Annotated in this window: 12 protein-coding genes; 4 read left to right on the top strand and 8 right to left on the bottom strand. The window is 44.2% G+C overall.

Translation table 11 applies throughout. From position 1 onward, the window contains the following. From F557_RS22935 to tyrS, 3 genes are all read right to left on the bottom strand, one after another. Nucleotides 1-286 (bottom strand): hypothetical protein (locus tag F557_RS22935; protein ID WP_019001220.1); only part of this gene is annotated, 286 nt, incomplete at its 3' end. 166 nt (nt 287-452) lie between these two features. Next, the gene (locus F557_RS0105380; RefSeq protein WP_019001219.1) at nt 453-650 is read right to left on the bottom strand and encodes a hypothetical protein; all 198 of its coding nucleotides are present in this window, start codon (nt 648-650) and stop codon (nt 453-455) included. A 289-nt stretch (nt 651-939) separates the two neighbouring features. Then, nucleotides 940-2,142, bottom strand: coding sequence for a tyrosine--tRNA ligase (gene tyrS / locus F557_RS0105375; RefSeq protein ID WP_019001218.1), 1,203 nt, complete (start codon nt 2,140-2,142; stop codon nt 940-942). Between the two features lie 264 nt (nt 2,143-2,406). Between tyrS and F557_RS0105370 the strand changes: the two genes are divergently transcribed. Then, nucleotides 2,407-3,513: an anhydro-N-acetylmuramic acid kinase gene (locus F557_RS0105370; protein ID WP_019001217.1), complete on the top strand. Its 1,107-nt coding sequence runs from the start codon at nt 2,407-2,409 to the stop codon at nt 3,511-3,513. An 8-nt stretch (nt 3,514-3,521) separates the two neighbouring features. Here F557_RS0105370 and F557_RS21040 read toward each other — a convergent pair whose 3' ends face one another. Then, a complete protein-coding gene (locus F557_RS21040; RefSeq protein ID WP_019001216.1) occupies nt 3,522-5,801 on the bottom strand; it encodes a capsular polysaccharide export protein, LipB/KpsS family in 2,280 nt (759 codons plus the stop codon). Between the two features lie 1,086 nt (nt 5,802-6,887). Here F557_RS21040 and F557_RS0105350 point away from each other — a divergent pair. Continuing rightward, nucleotides 6,888-8,120 (top strand): capsule biosynthesis protein, encoded by a 1,233-nt coding sequence (locus F557_RS0105350; RefSeq protein WP_019001213.1) that lies wholly within the window; start codon nt 6,888-6,890, stop codon nt 8,118-8,120. A gap of 300 nt (nt 8,121-8,420) precedes the next feature. Next, entirely contained in the window at nt 8,421-8,864 is a 444-nt protein-coding gene (locus F557_RS18940; protein ID WP_019001212.1) for a DUF805 domain-containing protein, read from the top strand. 485 nt (nt 8,865-9,349) lie between these two features. On the opposite strand, the gene F557_RS21035 is transcribed toward F557_RS18940, so the two are convergent. Further along, nucleotides 9,350-9,718 (bottom strand): transposase domain-containing protein, encoded by a 369-nt coding sequence (locus F557_RS21035; protein WP_245539387.1) that lies wholly within the window; start codon nt 9,716-9,718, stop codon nt 9,350-9,352. Nucleotides 9,719-10,298: 580 nt separating this feature from the next. Beyond that, nucleotides 10,299-10,943: a hypothetical protein gene (locus F557_RS0105335; RefSeq protein ID WP_019001210.1), complete on the bottom strand. Its 645-nt coding sequence runs from the start codon at nt 10,941-10,943 to the stop codon at nt 10,299-10,301. Nucleotides 10,944-11,106: 163 nt separating this feature from the next. On the opposite strand from F557_RS0105335, the gene F557_RS18930 reads away from it, so the two are divergent. Continuing rightward, complete coding sequence (locus F557_RS18930) at nt 11,107-12,630, top strand: transposase (RefSeq protein WP_019001209.1); 1,524 nt, start codon at nt 11,107-11,109, stop codon at nt 12,628-12,630. 817 nt (nt 12,631-13,447) lie between these two features. On the opposite strand, the gene F557_RS0105325 is transcribed toward F557_RS18930, so the two are convergent. Next, the gene (locus tag F557_RS0105325; RefSeq protein ID WP_019001208.1) at nt 13,448-14,623 is read right to left on the bottom strand and encodes a glycosyltransferase family 9 protein; all 1,176 of its coding nucleotides are present in this window, start codon (nt 14,621-14,623) and stop codon (nt 13,448-13,450) included. Nucleotides 14,624-14,948: 325 nt separating this feature from the next. After that, on the bottom strand, nt 14,949-15,299 hold a 351-nt coding region (locus F557_RS18925), incomplete at its 5' end, for an IS66 family transposase (protein WP_019001207.1).

Raw genomic sequence — 15,299 nt, 5'->3', positions numbered from 1 at the left:
TGAGAACCGCATACGTTCCGACTCTCAGCGTATCTGACAGAGCGGGCGGTTCCGGAAGAATTGCAGTAGCAGCAATAATACCGGGGTAATACAGCTCAAAATTTTCATTGGGCCACATTGATGCGCTATCATCATCACAGAGTTTGCCGATGCATTTCTTTACGTCCTTATTGTATTTCTTGGCCGGGATATAGGTTGAACTAATGACATGGTAAACATACTTGCTGTCATTCCGTTTGAACAGCTTTGTCCCTTCTGGTCTCTTAACTCTAACATTGCTCAGCATATGCCATACCCTTGTAATTAGTCATACTGTATGACTAAATTATATCACGGCACTCGACAGGAAATCAAAAATTATTTTTTTGGTTAGAATGGCTATTTGTAAAGGATGACGTGGGTTAGAGGGAATAGGGAACGATAACTTTGAAATGACAGCTAGGATGGTTTAGTCATACTCTACCAGAGAGTTTAGGGTAAAGCTTGCGGTACATGTCATTGGGATGCATTGTGGTTTCCGAAGTAGCCACTCCGATGACAGTTCTCTTCTTAGTCAAAGCATCCATCAGGTAAACCCTGGCATCGGAATGATTGATGTAAGCATCTTCCGGAATGGGTATTTCCGGGCGTTCCCTGTATACGTGACTCATTAATTATATATCCTAAATCTGATGTTACCGACAGGTATGATTAGATTGTAGAATATATAAATATATTTGTAAACTCCTAAATGAGGAAAAAACCATTATTTTGCAAGGATTTGCAGCTTATTGCACCGGATATAACAATTAGCAATTTTAATTACCTATGTTACCGTTTTGGTGGAAATTAACGCGGAAGACACGGTGCAGCAGGAATTCAAAGAGGACATTCCAAAAAAATGTCCTCCTTATTTTAATGACCGGCACAGGCATCGCACCGAAAAAAACGGATATCAAACTAAGCCAGGGTAACCTTCGCAAAATGACGCTTGCCAACCTGCCAGACATGAACCCCCTTTTCCACCAGAAAATCAGGCTCCTGAATTACCGCGCCATCGCACTTTACCGCCTTCTGCTTCACCATGCGAATACCGTCAGACGCCGAAGACACCAAACCGGCCTGTCTCAGGAAAACCCCGATTTTCAGGGACTCCTGGCCGTCGAGGCTTACAGAAACCTCAGGAACATCATCGGGGATAGCATTTTTGGAGAAACGTGCCACGAAATCTGCTTCAGCCCTGTCGGCATCCTCAGCGGAATGGAACCGGGCAATGATTTCCTTTGCCAGTCTTACCTTGACATCTCTGGGGTTGACGGTACCGTTACTGATGCCGTCCTTGAATCCCTGAATTTCGGCAATGCTGGCCCGGCTAAGCAAATCGTAGTAATTCCACATCAGCTCATCACTGATGCTCATTATCTTGCCGAACATGTCATTGGGAGCATCATGAACACCAATGTAGTTTCCGGCGCTCTTGCTCATCTTCTTGACACCGTCAAGGCCCACCAGAAGCGGGAGCATCATTACCACCTGAGGCTCCATACCCTCCTCCTTCTGGAGTTCACGTCCCATAAGAAGGTTGAATCGCTGGTCAGTACCGCCCATTTCCACGTCAGCCCTGAGCTCTACGGAATCCCAGGCCTGAAGGAGCGGGTAGATAAATTCGTGAATGGCAATGGAATGTCCGGCCTCAAAGCGTTTCTTGAAGTCATCACGTTCCAGCATTCTGGCCACGGTCTGTCTGGAGGCCAGCTTGAGCATGCCGTCGGCACCCAGCTTTCCCAGCCATTCGGAATTGTAAACAATCTGCGTTTTTTCGCGATCCAGGATTTTAAAAACCTGATCAGCGTAGGTTCTGGCATTTTCCACAATCTTTTCACGGGAAAGCGGCGGGCGGGTGGCATTTTTACCCGTGGGATCCCCTACGGAAGCGGTAAAATCCCCAATAAGCAGTATTACCTGATGTCCCAGTTCCTGAAACGTTTTAAGCTTGTTCAGAACCACGGTGTGCCCCAGATGAATGTCCGGAGCGGTAGGATCCATTCCCAGCTTGATTCTGAGGGGACGCCCCTCTGCCAGCTTCTTTCTGAGCTCTTCCTCCGGGATTACGGCCTCACAGCCGCGGGTTAATTCTGCCAAAGCTTCGTCAACTGACAACATCGATTCCTAAACTCCAATAATATCTCGCCTGCGCAGGCCTGAATCCGGATTCTCCGGTCCACAAAATCACCCGTGCATTATACCTGATCCGTCTTATGATTACAGGAAAAACAAATTATGTCCGAAAACCCGCGGTTTTCAGAAACAGCAGGAAAAGACTGAAGAAGAACGAGAAATGTACGTACCTGCGCTCAGGAGATTTTTGAATTTTGCGATAAGATGAGATAGTATGCCCCCGGATATATCTGTGCTCGGGAGTTTTTTATGGCATACTACATTGGTCTCATGTCCGGTACCAGCATTGACGGCATTGACTGTGTGCTGGCTGATTTTTCTGAAAACCGGAAACCGGAATACCTCGCCGGAGTGGCATTGGACTGGTCTCCCGAGGATCGAAGAATGTTCGGATCCCTGACTTCTCCGGGTAACGATGAAATACACCGGGCAGGAATTGCCAGTTGCCGCTATGCCGAAAAGGCAGCTGAAGCAATACACACCCTGCTTGAGAAGAACGGTCTTGCTCCGGATGATATTGTGGCCGTTGCCTCCCACGGTCAGACCATCAGACACGAGCCGGAAAACGGTTTTACAGTTCAGATTGGGAATCACGCTCTCCTGGCAGCTCTTTCCGGTATCGATGTAGTAGCCGATTTCCGATCTGCCGACATTGCTCTCGGCGGACAGGGCGCCCCGCTGGTTCCTGCTTTTCATCAGGAGATACTGAGTTCGGAAAACAGTAACCGCTTCATTATCAATATCGGAGGAATCTCCAACGTAACAGCTCTGATTCCTGGCAGAAAAACCTCAGGCTACGACCTGGGCCCCGGAAACACACTTTCGGACCTCCTGGCCGAGAAGCTTTTTAATATTCCGTGCGACCGGGACGGCATTCTGGCTTCCGAGGGAACCGTAAACGAAAACGCTCTCCGCTGTTTCCTGCAGAATCCCTATTTCAGTGCCCGTCCGCCCAAATCTACCGGCAGAGAGCTTTTTAACGAAGGATTTCTCCTTAAATTTCCAGGCTTTGAAACTCTGTCGCCGCGGGATCAGATGGCAACAGTCTGCGAACTCACTGCCCGGAGCATTGCCGAGGGACTGGATTTTCTGGAGGCTAAGGGGGATATCTATATATGCGGCGGAGGCTGTCACAACAGCTATCTTATGAAAAGAATCAGTGCACTGGCCAGAACTCACGGACACGGCAGAGTTGCCACAGTGCAGGAACTGGGAATCGATCCGGATTTTCTGGAGGGGTTTGCCTTCGCCTGGCTGGGATACTGTTTCATGAAGAGAATTCCGGTAAACATGACCTGCATTACCGGAAGCCGCCGTCCTGTTATTATGGGCTGCCTCTACCCGCATTCCCGGTAAGCGCTCATTCAGGATTTTCCGGTGCATAGGCCGCCCCCCGGATCATGGCGATATTTGTTTTTACAGGCCAAAATATATTCCAGAGCCTCCTCCGGAGCACAGATCCTTTGAGTAACAGGATTCACAAAAATGCAGTACCGGTAAAAAACCGCCGCCACCAGAAGCTCCAGAGAGGCCGGGGCTTTCATTTTTGAAAGTCTTTTGCCCCGGGCAAATCTCTTTCTGTCATCAGTAAGTCCATAACCGCTGTAGAACGGCTCACCGAAACAGGTTACCCGGCATCCGGAAAGGAGGGCTTCAAAGCCTGTACCGGAGGTAGCCACATACACATTTTTAAAATGACGCAGCAGATCCAGCGCATTTACAGCCGAGGCAATAATATTCACTCCGCGTCTTTTTAGATCCGGAACACTATAGTAGCCCCGACCCATGCCGGAAATCACGTTTGGATGCTCCTTTACATACACTCTGCCGGCTCCAACCCGGGAAACAGCCTCCTCAAGCATCTCGCGAAAAGTTCCCGCATCGGCATTTCCCTGGGGAATCGAAGCATCCTTGAAGGTCTGATCAATAATAAGAACAGCATCATCCGGAATATCCGGAATAATCTCATCGTTTTTCCCGTTTTCCAGTACATTGTATTTCACAATTCTGTTATTCAGAATGCATTCAATAAGCCTTCTGGCCCGGCCCTCAAGCTCAGCGGTAAACCATTCTGCGTTTCGAATCATCCAGTGTTCCAGCTCGGAATCCGAATTTACATCATAGTAAATGCCGGTTCTGTCAAAAACGAGCGAAACAATTTCCTCATCGCGCCCCCGAAACCTGGTTGCCACAGACTTTATAAAACCGTCCTCCAGTGCATAATAGGGAAGTCCGTGCCTCCTGGCATATCTCCGTGCCCTGCTGGCGGTCGGCTTGTGCCCCCAGCCCACTACGGCCGGAGTGTCAACGCTGTCCAGAAAGAGCCTGATATTGTTAATTCTGGCAATCGGACGGCTGAATATTAGGCAGTGCCGGATTCCACCGATTCCCAGGCGTTCCAGAGACAGATCCACAGCCCGCAGCATTCCCTCACCGGAAGCCAGATCTTCCGAAATCAGATACCGCTCCCGTATAGTGCCGAGGAGCCGGGAGAGCGCTTCCCGGCTGATCTCAGGCGGATTCTTCCAGAAAACGTTCAGGGCCTCCTCATTAAATTTCCGGGCGGAACAAGCAGTAACTGCCAATCCGGATCCGGTATAACAGAAAGCCCCCAGAGCAATTACCGGCCGTCCCAGAATCAGGGCGCGCAGCCCATCGTAAAAATCAGCAGCCACCACTCCCGCAGACTTTCTGACTGTCAGATCGAAATCTGTACAGTCAGAAAAATGAATCCGGGAAGACACGTCAAGTTTACGGGAGAGCTCGGCAGCATGGGACTTGAGACGGGAAGAGCTTTCATCCTGATGACAAATCCGCACTACCAGATGATCCCCGGCAGCGGAAAAGTGTGCAAAAGATTCGATAACTCCCGTAATCGCGGCCTCGGCACTCTCAAACAGAAACAAGGATCCTGTCCGGAACAGCGAACTTAACGGCACAGGAAAGAAAAAAAAAGTTTCACTGCCGGAAAATGGCCCGGCAGCACCGGTGGAAATGCTCTGCGGTACATAGTGCCTGAAAAACGGCGTCATAAGAGCAGTTCCCAGACGGTTCCAAAAACAACTCCCCCTGGAAAACAGACTTCTCCCGCCGTAAAAAACGGTTGCCAGGGAATGCTGTTCACCGTTTTCCGATCCCGTATCCGACTTCGAAGAAAAAACAGGAGCATCCTCCCTGTCATTCGGCATAACGATTTCATCATCAGGGTTGCGATGCAGAATCACCGTTTCTGTACCATCTCTCAGAATGTCATAGACCCACACCCGAATCCCCTGCCTTTGGGAAAGTATCCGGGCAACGGCATGGTAAAAGCAGCCGGGATCGTATAGCACGATATCGGTAATCCGTTTTCTGGCTACGAAATCTCCAAGATATTTCTCCCACTGTTCAGTTTTTCCCCGAAAACATGATGCCTTACCCAGACAGGGACGATCAAAAACATCTCCGCCCGAAAAATTCAGATAGCTGACTTCATAACCAATTTCGAAAAGCCGGGAACCAAGTTTGTAAAAAAAACTTCCGGGAGGACCTTTGAGAAATAAAAAGCTGCGAGACCGGCATCTCAGAAAATCCTGGTGATAAATGTCTTTTTTTTCTCTGATTTCTTCAGGCATGATAATCACCACAGGAATTACAGGGAGCATTATTCATTCTGCAACAATCTCCGCAAAAAGATAATACCGGCACGGCCGGTTACTGAAAGAAATTCTCTCGATGAGGCTGCCGTACTTCTTTGTTTTGACAGCATAATTAATCTCCGCGGCACTCTGTCTATTTTGAGACGTGATATTAAATATCCGTACTCCTGATCACGAATCAGGTCATGCCCCTGCCGCCGCAGGCATATATCAGGCAGGAACACCGCCCCGCAGGATTCCGCACGGATCCGGTAATCAGATTCATTCCTGCCTTTCCAGGCTTCGTACTGTTACCGGTTCTGAATCATTTTTTAACAGGGGGGGCTGTTGCCTCTTCTGCTCATTATTGCAAGTACCGCAAACCTGTTGCTATTATCAGAAATCCATATCCTATCCATACAGACTTCGCTGATACCTATCCCCCGAACCCCGCAAAGATTATAGCATACCGCAAAAACATGCATGGCAATCACCGACCGGGATTAAAATCTTCCGCACTTGCATAAATACCGTAATAACTCTCAGAAAACTGTCCTGTCGGGATCTGCCAGTGAAAATCTCCGCAGCATATGACTGCATGCTAAGGGGATGATTGACAACTATTATCTGGAAAAGTAAGATCTCTAGATTACCGTTACAGGAACTTGTTCCTGCATGAATTTTCCGGAATACAAACCGGTTTCAGTTCTGTCAAAACGAAAACGTTTAAACCGAGCTGGTCATGCAGAAATGACAGTCCTTTTGGTATTAGACGATGCCTGCCGACACCGAATAATTTCAAAAGTCACTGTAATATCGCAGTTGCTGATTAACTGACGCCGTATTAATGATTTATGCGGTATTTGAACGTCTCTTAGTTTTAAGAAGTAATATCAAAGAGTACCAGGGTTAACGTTTTGAATTCGTTTATCAGTTTTTCTGCTGCCATTGCCGGTGCAGGCTTCCGTATTCAGGAAAGGAAACGCTCTCCGAACACAATGTGGCCGCTTCCGGAACAAAGCAGATTCGTTACGCATATCGTAAAAAAACTCAGAACAGCAGCCGCTACAACTCCTGTTTTAATCTATTCGGAATCGGAAAAGGCCTCCACCCATGCAAAATGAAAAGCGTTCGTTTCTCTTCCTGCAAGGACCTTTAAGCTCGTTTTTCAGAGAGCTGGGACAAGCCCTGATTAAAAACGGATGCGATGTTCATCGCGTCAATTTCTGCGGCGGAGACGTCTTTTACTGGCCCACCGGGAATACTGTCTGCTGGCGGGGGCATGTATATGAATGGCCGCTCTGGATCGCCGAGCTTATGGAGCGTAAACAGGTAACCGATCTGGTTCTCATAGGCGACTGGCGACCTCTGCACAGAGAGGCCATATGGCTGGCAAATCTAAGGGGAACCCGTATCTGGGTATTCGAGGAAGGCTACCTTCGTCCGGGGTATGTTACACTGGAAGAAGGCGGGGTCAACGCCTACTCGTCACTTCCCAGGACCCCGGAATCCGTTCATAAGCGGGCGCTGGAACTTCAGGACAAAAAGCTTAATCCTCCGTCCGGTTCCCGCGAAGACCTGTGGCGTCAGCGCATACCAAAAATTTTCTGGAATCATCTGGGGAACGTGCTCCTGTGGCCCTACTTCCACCGGTACAAAACCCATCGTCCGTACAACTTTGAAAAGGAATTTATCGGATATGTTCCCCGGGTAATCAGCCTTAGAAACCGCAGAAAGCACGGAATTATAGTGACCAGGGATCTTCTCAACAGCAATATTCCGTTCTATCTGGTACCTCTGCAGCTGGATGCTGATTCCCAGATACGCCGGCATTCTCCATTTACAGGAATGCTGGAATGTATGGCCATGATTATTACGGACTTCGCCAAAAACGCCCCGGAAAATGCCTTTCTCATTTTTAAAAACCACCCTTACGACAACGGACTTCGCAATTACCGCCGTTACATGAGATCTCTCGGCAAAGCCACCGGCTGCTCAGCACGGCTTCGTTTCGTGGAAGAGGTTAAGCCAACTCCTCTTATCAAAAAAGCCCAGGGCGTTATCGTGTGCAACAGTACCATTGGAATGTTTGCTCTCAGTCAGAATAAACCGGTATATTGTGTCGGAGAAAGTATTTATGCTATGCCGGGAATGGCTGTTGATAAAAAGCAAATGCCGCTCTCAGAATTCTGGACTGCCCTGCCGCAGCCGGATGAAAAACTGAGAGAGGACTTTTTCCGGGTTCTCAGGCATGATGCTCTGGTACCCGGAAACTTTATCTCTCCTGCCGGCATCCGTGATGCTGTGGCCGCCTCGCTGGTACGCATGGGAGTTACTCCCGAATAGTACTGCTCAATAGCCCGGCAGTACGAGATCCGAAGTCTGCACCGCCTTCCGGAACTCGCAGCCGTCTTCATCCGTGTGCCGGAAAACATCTTCCGAACGTCATGATTCTGCGAAGGACAGGATCCCGGATCTTTATACGGAACTTCTGATCCGGGGAATACCAGGTTAAATTCCTCATGAACAACTTAGCCGCCATTGCCATGATTGTGTGATCTGCATGCATATTTGCAATTGGTATATCTCTTATAATAGCCACTCAAATTTTGTACTGAAAACCACTGAATAAGAGGTATTAACACAATGACTGACAATTCTCCCGTTAAAGATGATTTCAGCGGAAACGTTGTAAAATCAACCCCCAGAACTTTTGTAGAAGCCATGCGCGTCTGTCTTAAGGAAAAATATGCCTGCTTCAACGGCAGAGCATCCCGCTCCGAATTCTGGTATTTTAACCTGGGATGCTTCCTTCTGGGACTCGCTGTAGTGATTGTCGGCTCCATACTTGCCGCAGTACTTGGCAAAGTTGGCTTTGGCATTATGGTACTTCTTTACATAGCATATTTTCTTGGTATTATTGTCCCCAGCCTTGCGGTACAGGTACGCCGGCTGCACGACATTAATCAGACCGGATGGCTGGTTCTTGCCGGAATTGTTCTTAATATGCTGGCCGGTCTGGGATTAGTTTTTGTGATAGTAATCGGTGTTCTTCCCCCGGTAGATGTCGGTAACAAGTTCAACGATTAAAATTATCCGGCTGCGACACCGGGACATCATATCCTGATAAAGTTACTTCACATAGACTTTTTTGCCGCTCCAAAGACAGCGTCCGGTTTTCCATAAAGGCCGGACGCTTTTTATGGAAAAACTAATGCCGCAGAAACAGAAAGCCGAATTACCGTATGTTTCCTAGATATCCGGGGATTGCAATTGAAAAAGAAAAGTTCTAAATTCGAGACTGGGAGATCTCAACCCGATTAACAGCAATATCAGAAAGCAAAAAAGAATTGACGGGATATAAGCAACATTCCTGCTTTTGGCCTACTTAACCATGAGGGGCTGACACTGATGTGATAAAGAGTCTAAAATAGGGATCGTTCTCCCCATTGTTACCACTTGCAAGCGGCATTTTTAGAGAGGTTAGACGGTTAGGGACATTTTGTTTTTAGGAATCATGCGGTGTATTTGGAATTGGAAAGCCGGAAACGACGTTCCGGTTTCTGACATACATATCATGCGGTTATATTGCCTGCAGAGGCCATAGTTCCTCGCAACCAGATGGCCGCTCTGCGAACACCGTTAATGACTCCATTGGTAATTTCTCTGCCTGCTGATGTTTCAGAATCAGTTTCTGCTGATTCGTGACATCCCTCATCTGCTTTTTCGCAGTTTTCCTCAGCATGAGCAGGCTGCATTGCTGTGGCAGCTTTGCAGGCCTTTTCTACCTCGGGGAGCCATTGAAGCAGGACACTGTCAAGCTTCTCAGGATGCTGTCTGTATCCAGGAATCTTTCGGATGTTGTCTAGCACATACTGAAGGTACCTGACAGGATTCAGTCCGTTCTGAGCTGCCGTTTCCACCAGGGTATAACAGTCAGCCAATGCCCTGGCTCCAGCCGGCGAGCCGGAGAGCATCCAGTTCTTCCTTCCAACAGCAATAAGCCTTATATTGCTTTCGACGGTTTATCCGAATATTCGGATAAACCGTCTTATCCGAAGGATTTACTTATCCGAACACTTTGTCAGGAAGAAACGTGAAATCACGCTCTGAAAGAAAAAGATTCGGATAATGATTGCATACTACAATCGCTCGTAATGATATGATCTCTGTAAAAGAGGTGATTTTTTATGGCGAGACCTAAGATCATTCGTTTTTATGAGCAACAATTGCCATCTTCACTTCAGGAAAGTCATCAATGGCTTGTTGAGTATCATAAAAATTGTAAAAAACTTGTTGAGTATATGACGCAAGTGGCCAAGAGTACCGCATGTCATAGTACTATTTTATGCCTTACTTTACTCAGAGAACACCTACTCTCAACAAATCAAATATACAATCGGGAAATATCTTTAAATTGGTATGCCAATTGTCGCTGATTTGTTAGTTTGTCCGGATTTTGGCTTCCAGAAATATCCTTAAAATCATAGATTAAAAGTTTCACAATTCTACGGACTATAACCTCTAATTTTCAGTGTTTTGTGAAACTGTAACCTTTCTTGGTCTCCCCCTCGGTCTACGAGGTGTTGTTTCGGACTGTTCTTTTACCTTGGGCTTTCTTCCTCTTTTCTTTGGTTCAGGTTTTGCTGCAGGAACTGAAAGTCCCAACTTTTCTAATGTTTCCATTACTGTATTGAGGGTATGAACCCAGTATTCGTCATCTGATGATGCCGGTACATTTAAAGGCGCATCAGTCATTCTCCATGCGGATGACAGATCATCCATCATTTCGCCGTATGACATTTCTTTTAGAACTCCAGACTTCTGAGCCTTATTGATAATCCTGCAGGTTATCAAAGTAGAAATGAAGTTCACGAATTCACTTCCTATTACAGCAAAATCTCCCTGAACCCTTGTTCTGTCCAAATCTTCATCCATCTTGTAATACTTAAACACCATCTCGAGTTTCCATCGTTCTTCATAGCATGTATAAGCAACAACAGGAGGCAGATCCTGATCTGATTCTAAAACAATCAGACCGAATTTATCTTTTTTGTCACAGTATTTCTCATAATCAAACTCTGAATCCTGCTTAGCTTTAGTAAAAGTTTCACAAACCGTAGAACTATAGAACCGGGCTAGATTCCATAAGCCCCACTCCAAAAACATTCTTCAAATTTTCGCATTTTTGACAGTTATGCTGCACAGATCCTCCTTAAATGGAGGATTTGTTGTTTATTTCTACCAAAAAATCATTCAAAAATCTTGAAAAATTTCTTTGATTATAGTCCTGATTATGGTATAATAGGACTATAGTTATGGAGGTGATGTGATGTCCGTACCACAAGAAATAAGAGCAGTAAATAGACCTAAGAATACGATTGTTGAGGATAGAGGCAAAGATGGTCCGAAGCGTTACGCCGTTAGGGAACGTGGTGTTATTAAATATATACCTGGTAAGAATCCTCAACCACATAATGGAAAAGTGATAGGACATATTATTAATGGTAAATATGTTACTTTAGCTGAATCTAAAACTTCTGAATCTTCTTCATGTAAACCAGATATGCTGTCATATGGGTCATCATCATTAATTAAATCGGTTTCAGATGATTTATTGGATGATTTGCTGAAAGTTTACGATCCTGTTAAAGCATTTACTATTATTGCTTTAGCTTCATTGAAGGTACTTCGTCCAGGGACAACAGCGAAAAGAATGTCAACTCACTATAATAGAACTTATATTTCAATTTATTATCCTGGAGCTTCAATATCGCAAAATTCAATAGGTAACTTGTATAATGATATTGGCACCGACGGTTGTAAAAGAAAAGCATTTTATGAACATAGAATGAAATCAGTATCAGCTAAACATCATATAGCAATAGACGGAATGTTAAAACAAAACACAAGCACAGTTAATGATTTATCAGCATATTCATATAAAGCCAAGAAAAAAGGAATTAAAGAAATTTCAGTTTTGTACGCATATGACATAGATCTGATGGAACCAATTTGTGCTGAGGTATTTCCTGGTAATTGCATAGACGCATCTTCGTATGCCAGTTTTATAAAAGATAATGATGTTAAATCAGGTATCATTGTGGCAGACAAAGGCTTTCCACCTAGTAAAATCAATGATGAACTGAAAAAACGACCTAACCTTCACTTCCTTACTCCAATTAAGAGAAATGATTCAAGAATTACCAATAATAATATGCTGGAATTTCAAGGAGTATTGGAGGGGGTTGCTGAAAACGTTCGGTATTGTAAAAAGAGAATTCAAGGCGGTAATTATCTATATGCATTCAGAGATGCAGATTTAGCTGCTAAAGAAGAAGCTACAAGATTAAAAAAAGCAAAAAAGACAAAAGATTACAACGATCAGAGCTTTGCTAAAAAAGAAAAAACGTTTGGATTAATAGTTTTAGAATCTGATTTGGATCTTGATCCTATAGTTGCATACAAGACCTATTCAGACAGATGGCTTCTTGAACTTATCTTTAAAAGATACAAAAGTGATGAATGCTTAGATTTAACTAATAATCAAGGAGACTTTAGTGTTATTGGTGCTGAATTTATAAACTTTATTTCTACAGTTATCACTGCCAGAGTAGTAAAGAAAATTGAAGATGCTGGACTTCTCAGAAATGAAAGTTACGCCGATGTTATGGATGATTTAGCATCGGCATGGAGAAAAACAAGTGCACCGTTAACTCTTCCCGATACTAAAGATGAATATTGGGTTCATACTAATAATAATGTATTTGAGGTATTAGAGAAATTAGGTTTAAGTAAACCTATACCAAACCCCGAATCAAAAAAAACGGGCAGATCTTCTAAGAAATCAGTTTAGACCTTGTTGAGAGACTAGGGGGCAATTCCCCCCTACACAGAAATTCTGGGCATAGTCCTACAGTTTGTGAAACTTTTAATTCATCTGTCAGTCAACAACTCCAGTTCTTCAGCATGCAGTGCCGACAAAGAAAGAACATGTAGTTGCGACAAAATTAAATCTGAAAAAACAAGAAAAATCTGGAGCAGGGATCTATGATTTTAAGGATATTTCTGGAAGCCAAAATCCGGACAAACTAACAAATCAGCGACAACATTATTACTGACTTCCGGGAACAACTGCATAAAAATCAGACTCCGGAGGCTGGTTAACCTGAAAGCTACTTCGATGAACATTGGGAAGTCATATCCTACGGCTTCCCTCAAAATCAATAGATCTTCCTAAAAATACTTCTCACGTTTCGGAAAAGCAAATTTGCTTCTTCCTCTCTGGTAACTTAGCAATATCTATTTCTCTCATTCTTTATTCCGGTGTAATCACTCCAGATTTAGGATTACTGTATCTGGTGTAAAAAAATCTGTTACACCTGTAACCCGTAATTTACAGGTGTAACGAAATGATCTGGAGGGTCAAAATCACTGAGCAGAATGAAAGTTAGTGCCGGACAAACCTGGCAAGCAAAAAAGGGACAGACTCAGAGAGCATCGACACCCTCTCCCGAATCGGATCCGCACGTTCGGTGGTGTGGGAGGGGTGAGTTAGGCTCCCCCTACCCGATTATGCACTTGGACTTACGGGAAATTTACAGCCCGTGGTTTGATACTTTTTGTTATCTGAGTAAAGGATTGTTTGAGTAAATCTAGTTTTATTATGACCTTTAAATTATTTCCATTTTAATCAGAGCATCTTTAACAATGCTGAATTTTAATTCTCTGAGGTCATCACCGTGTACATTACGGACAAATTGATCAGAGAATACCTGCAGATAATTCTTGTTTATCGGACCCCATACAACGTTGTTCTCATGCCCAGTGTTCAGCAAACGATTGTTGTAGAAATAGATGGCATTTTTATCAAAGGCGCATCCTACATGAACAATTGATGTATCCGGTGATATCACAAAATCGGCATATTTGATGAGTGCTATCACTTCGTCAAAAGTCTTAAACGGATTAAATATGATTTTTGGCGAGGTAACCTTCAGGTCATCCTGTTTGAAGTTCATAATGATAACCCGGTATTCATTGGTACAACTAATAAAATATTCGCACATTCTGTTCACCAGATCAGGTGATAGTGAGCGGTATTTATCTGAGGCTGTCGTGTTGAATACGATAACCTGAGGAATACACCCACTATTGTTGCCACTATTCTTTAACTCACTGATATAGCCGGAAACAGAATTTGCTACACTGGCTGAGATGTCTAAACGGTAGCGGTATTTTTCTGAAGGAATGTTCAGACCGAAGTATTCATTCAGTAATTTTACAGCTCTGTGGCTGAACGGCTGGGTTTCATTATATGTGTACGATTTTGCATAGAAATTCTTTACAACATTCGAGTAATGACGTTCAGTGTCCTCCATGCCTGGTGACGGAATGAAGTTAAGTGCGTTATTGTCCTGATTAAAGCCGATAATGTTGTGACATTTTAGTTTGAGAAAAAATTTGAGCTTGTGATGATCAAAATTGACGTCAGGATCGAAAAAATCAACAACAACATCGAAATTCTTCTTGTTAAACATGTACTTTAGGGCGCAGTCGTGCTTACTTACTAGAATAAATTCATCAACTGTGGAAAGAAAAGATGGAACAACACTCATCAGTCGGTCATAGCAAATCACACTTACTTTGCAGGAGTGCTGTTTTAAGATGTCTATAAATCCTGATAGTACAATGGTATCACCGATACCTTTTCCAACCATAAGCAATGCAACATTGCATCCTTTTCCGCTTTTAATTTTATTTACTATTTCCTGCTGAAACTTTTCGGCGTCTTCTGGTTGATGCATTCTGCCACAAAGACAGAATGAGAGACAGTAGTAGAATTTCATTCGTATCATTCTGGAAATGAGCAAGCGGTTGTTATAAATTTTTTTTAAGAAACTAAACATAGAACTGTTATATATGAGTGCGGTACAAAAAGTCCGAAAAACGTGTTAGCCAAAATGTCAAAATTTCAAGTTCATAAGCAGTTCTATAAAATTTATGCCTATGGGTATAAAAATATTCAAATTTTTTCTCTAAAAAGAGGCTGAGATAGTCCTATTTCTTCATATTTTAGCCATATTTTTCCTTTTTATCCCCAATTTTGACATAATTTGGGCAGATCTTCCCCGTATTTCTTACAGAAATTGTATTAGGTCTAAAGTCAGTACTTTAGGCCTTCTTAAATTTCCACGGCATTGCCTGCTCAAGAATAGCATTTCTTCTTTCATCAGACAGCGATTCATCTTTCAGTTCGTCTCTGTGAATACCCATATATCTGAACAGAAATTCAAGGTAATCTTCCAGGTCAACTCCATGGATTTTGCAGGTTTCGTGAAATGATGAAAACACAGCCGTAGACTTAGCTCCCTCAATAGAGCCAAATCCGCTGGGCATTGAATGTCTTAGCACTGCAAAGTCACGAATAGCTCTCTCGGCGGCCGAGTTATCCAGAGGAATAGAGCCGTCCTCCAGAATTCTGGTGAATTTTTCCCACTGATTGTGAGAGTACTTGACCGCTTT

It is taken from the genome of Succinimonas amylolytica DSM 2873 (genome assembly GCF_000378405.1).
GTDB lineage: Bacteria > Pseudomonadota > Gammaproteobacteria > Enterobacterales > Succinivibrionaceae > Succinimonas > Succinimonas amylolytica.
The sequence above is the reverse complement of the archived record's forward strand: the minus strand, read 5'-3'. Positions and strand labels throughout refer to the sequence as shown.

What these genes read in the sequence shown, in the direction of transcription:
- tyrS (WP_019001218.1), bottom strand. Translation starts at nt 2,142, where the DNA reads ATGTTGTCAGTTGACGAAGCTTTGGCAGAATTAACCCGCGGCTGTGAG.
- F557_RS0105325 (WP_019001208.1), bottom strand. Translation starts at nt 14,623, where the DNA reads ATGAAATTCTACTACTGTCTCTCATTCTGTCTTTGTGGCAGAATGCAT.
- F557_RS0105350 (WP_019001213.1), top strand. Translation starts at nt 6,888, where the DNA reads ATGCAAAATGAAAAGCGTTCGTTTCTCTTCCTGCAAGGACCTTTAAGC.
- F557_RS18930 (WP_019001209.1), top strand. Translation starts at nt 11,107, where the DNA reads ATGTCCGTACCACAAGAAATAAGAGCAGTAAATAGACCTAAGAATACG.
- F557_RS0105335 (WP_019001210.1), bottom strand. Translation starts at nt 10,943, where the DNA reads ATGTTTTTGGAGTGGGGCTTATGGAATCTAGCCCGGTTCTATAGTTCT.
- F557_RS18940 (WP_019001212.1), top strand. Translation starts at nt 8,421, where the DNA reads ATGACTGACAATTCTCCCGTTAAAGATGATTTCAGCGGAAACGTTGTA.
- F557_RS0105380 (WP_019001219.1), bottom strand. Translation starts at nt 650, where the DNA reads ATGAGTCACGTATACAGGGAACGCCCGGAAATACCCATTCCGGAAGAT.
- F557_RS21040 (WP_019001216.1), bottom strand. Translation starts at nt 5,801, where the DNA reads ATGCTCCCTGTAATTCCTGTGGTGATTATCATGCCTGAAGAAATCAGA.
- F557_RS0105370 (WP_019001217.1), top strand. Translation starts at nt 2,407, where the DNA reads ATGGCATACTACATTGGTCTCATGTCCGGTACCAGCATTGACGGCATT.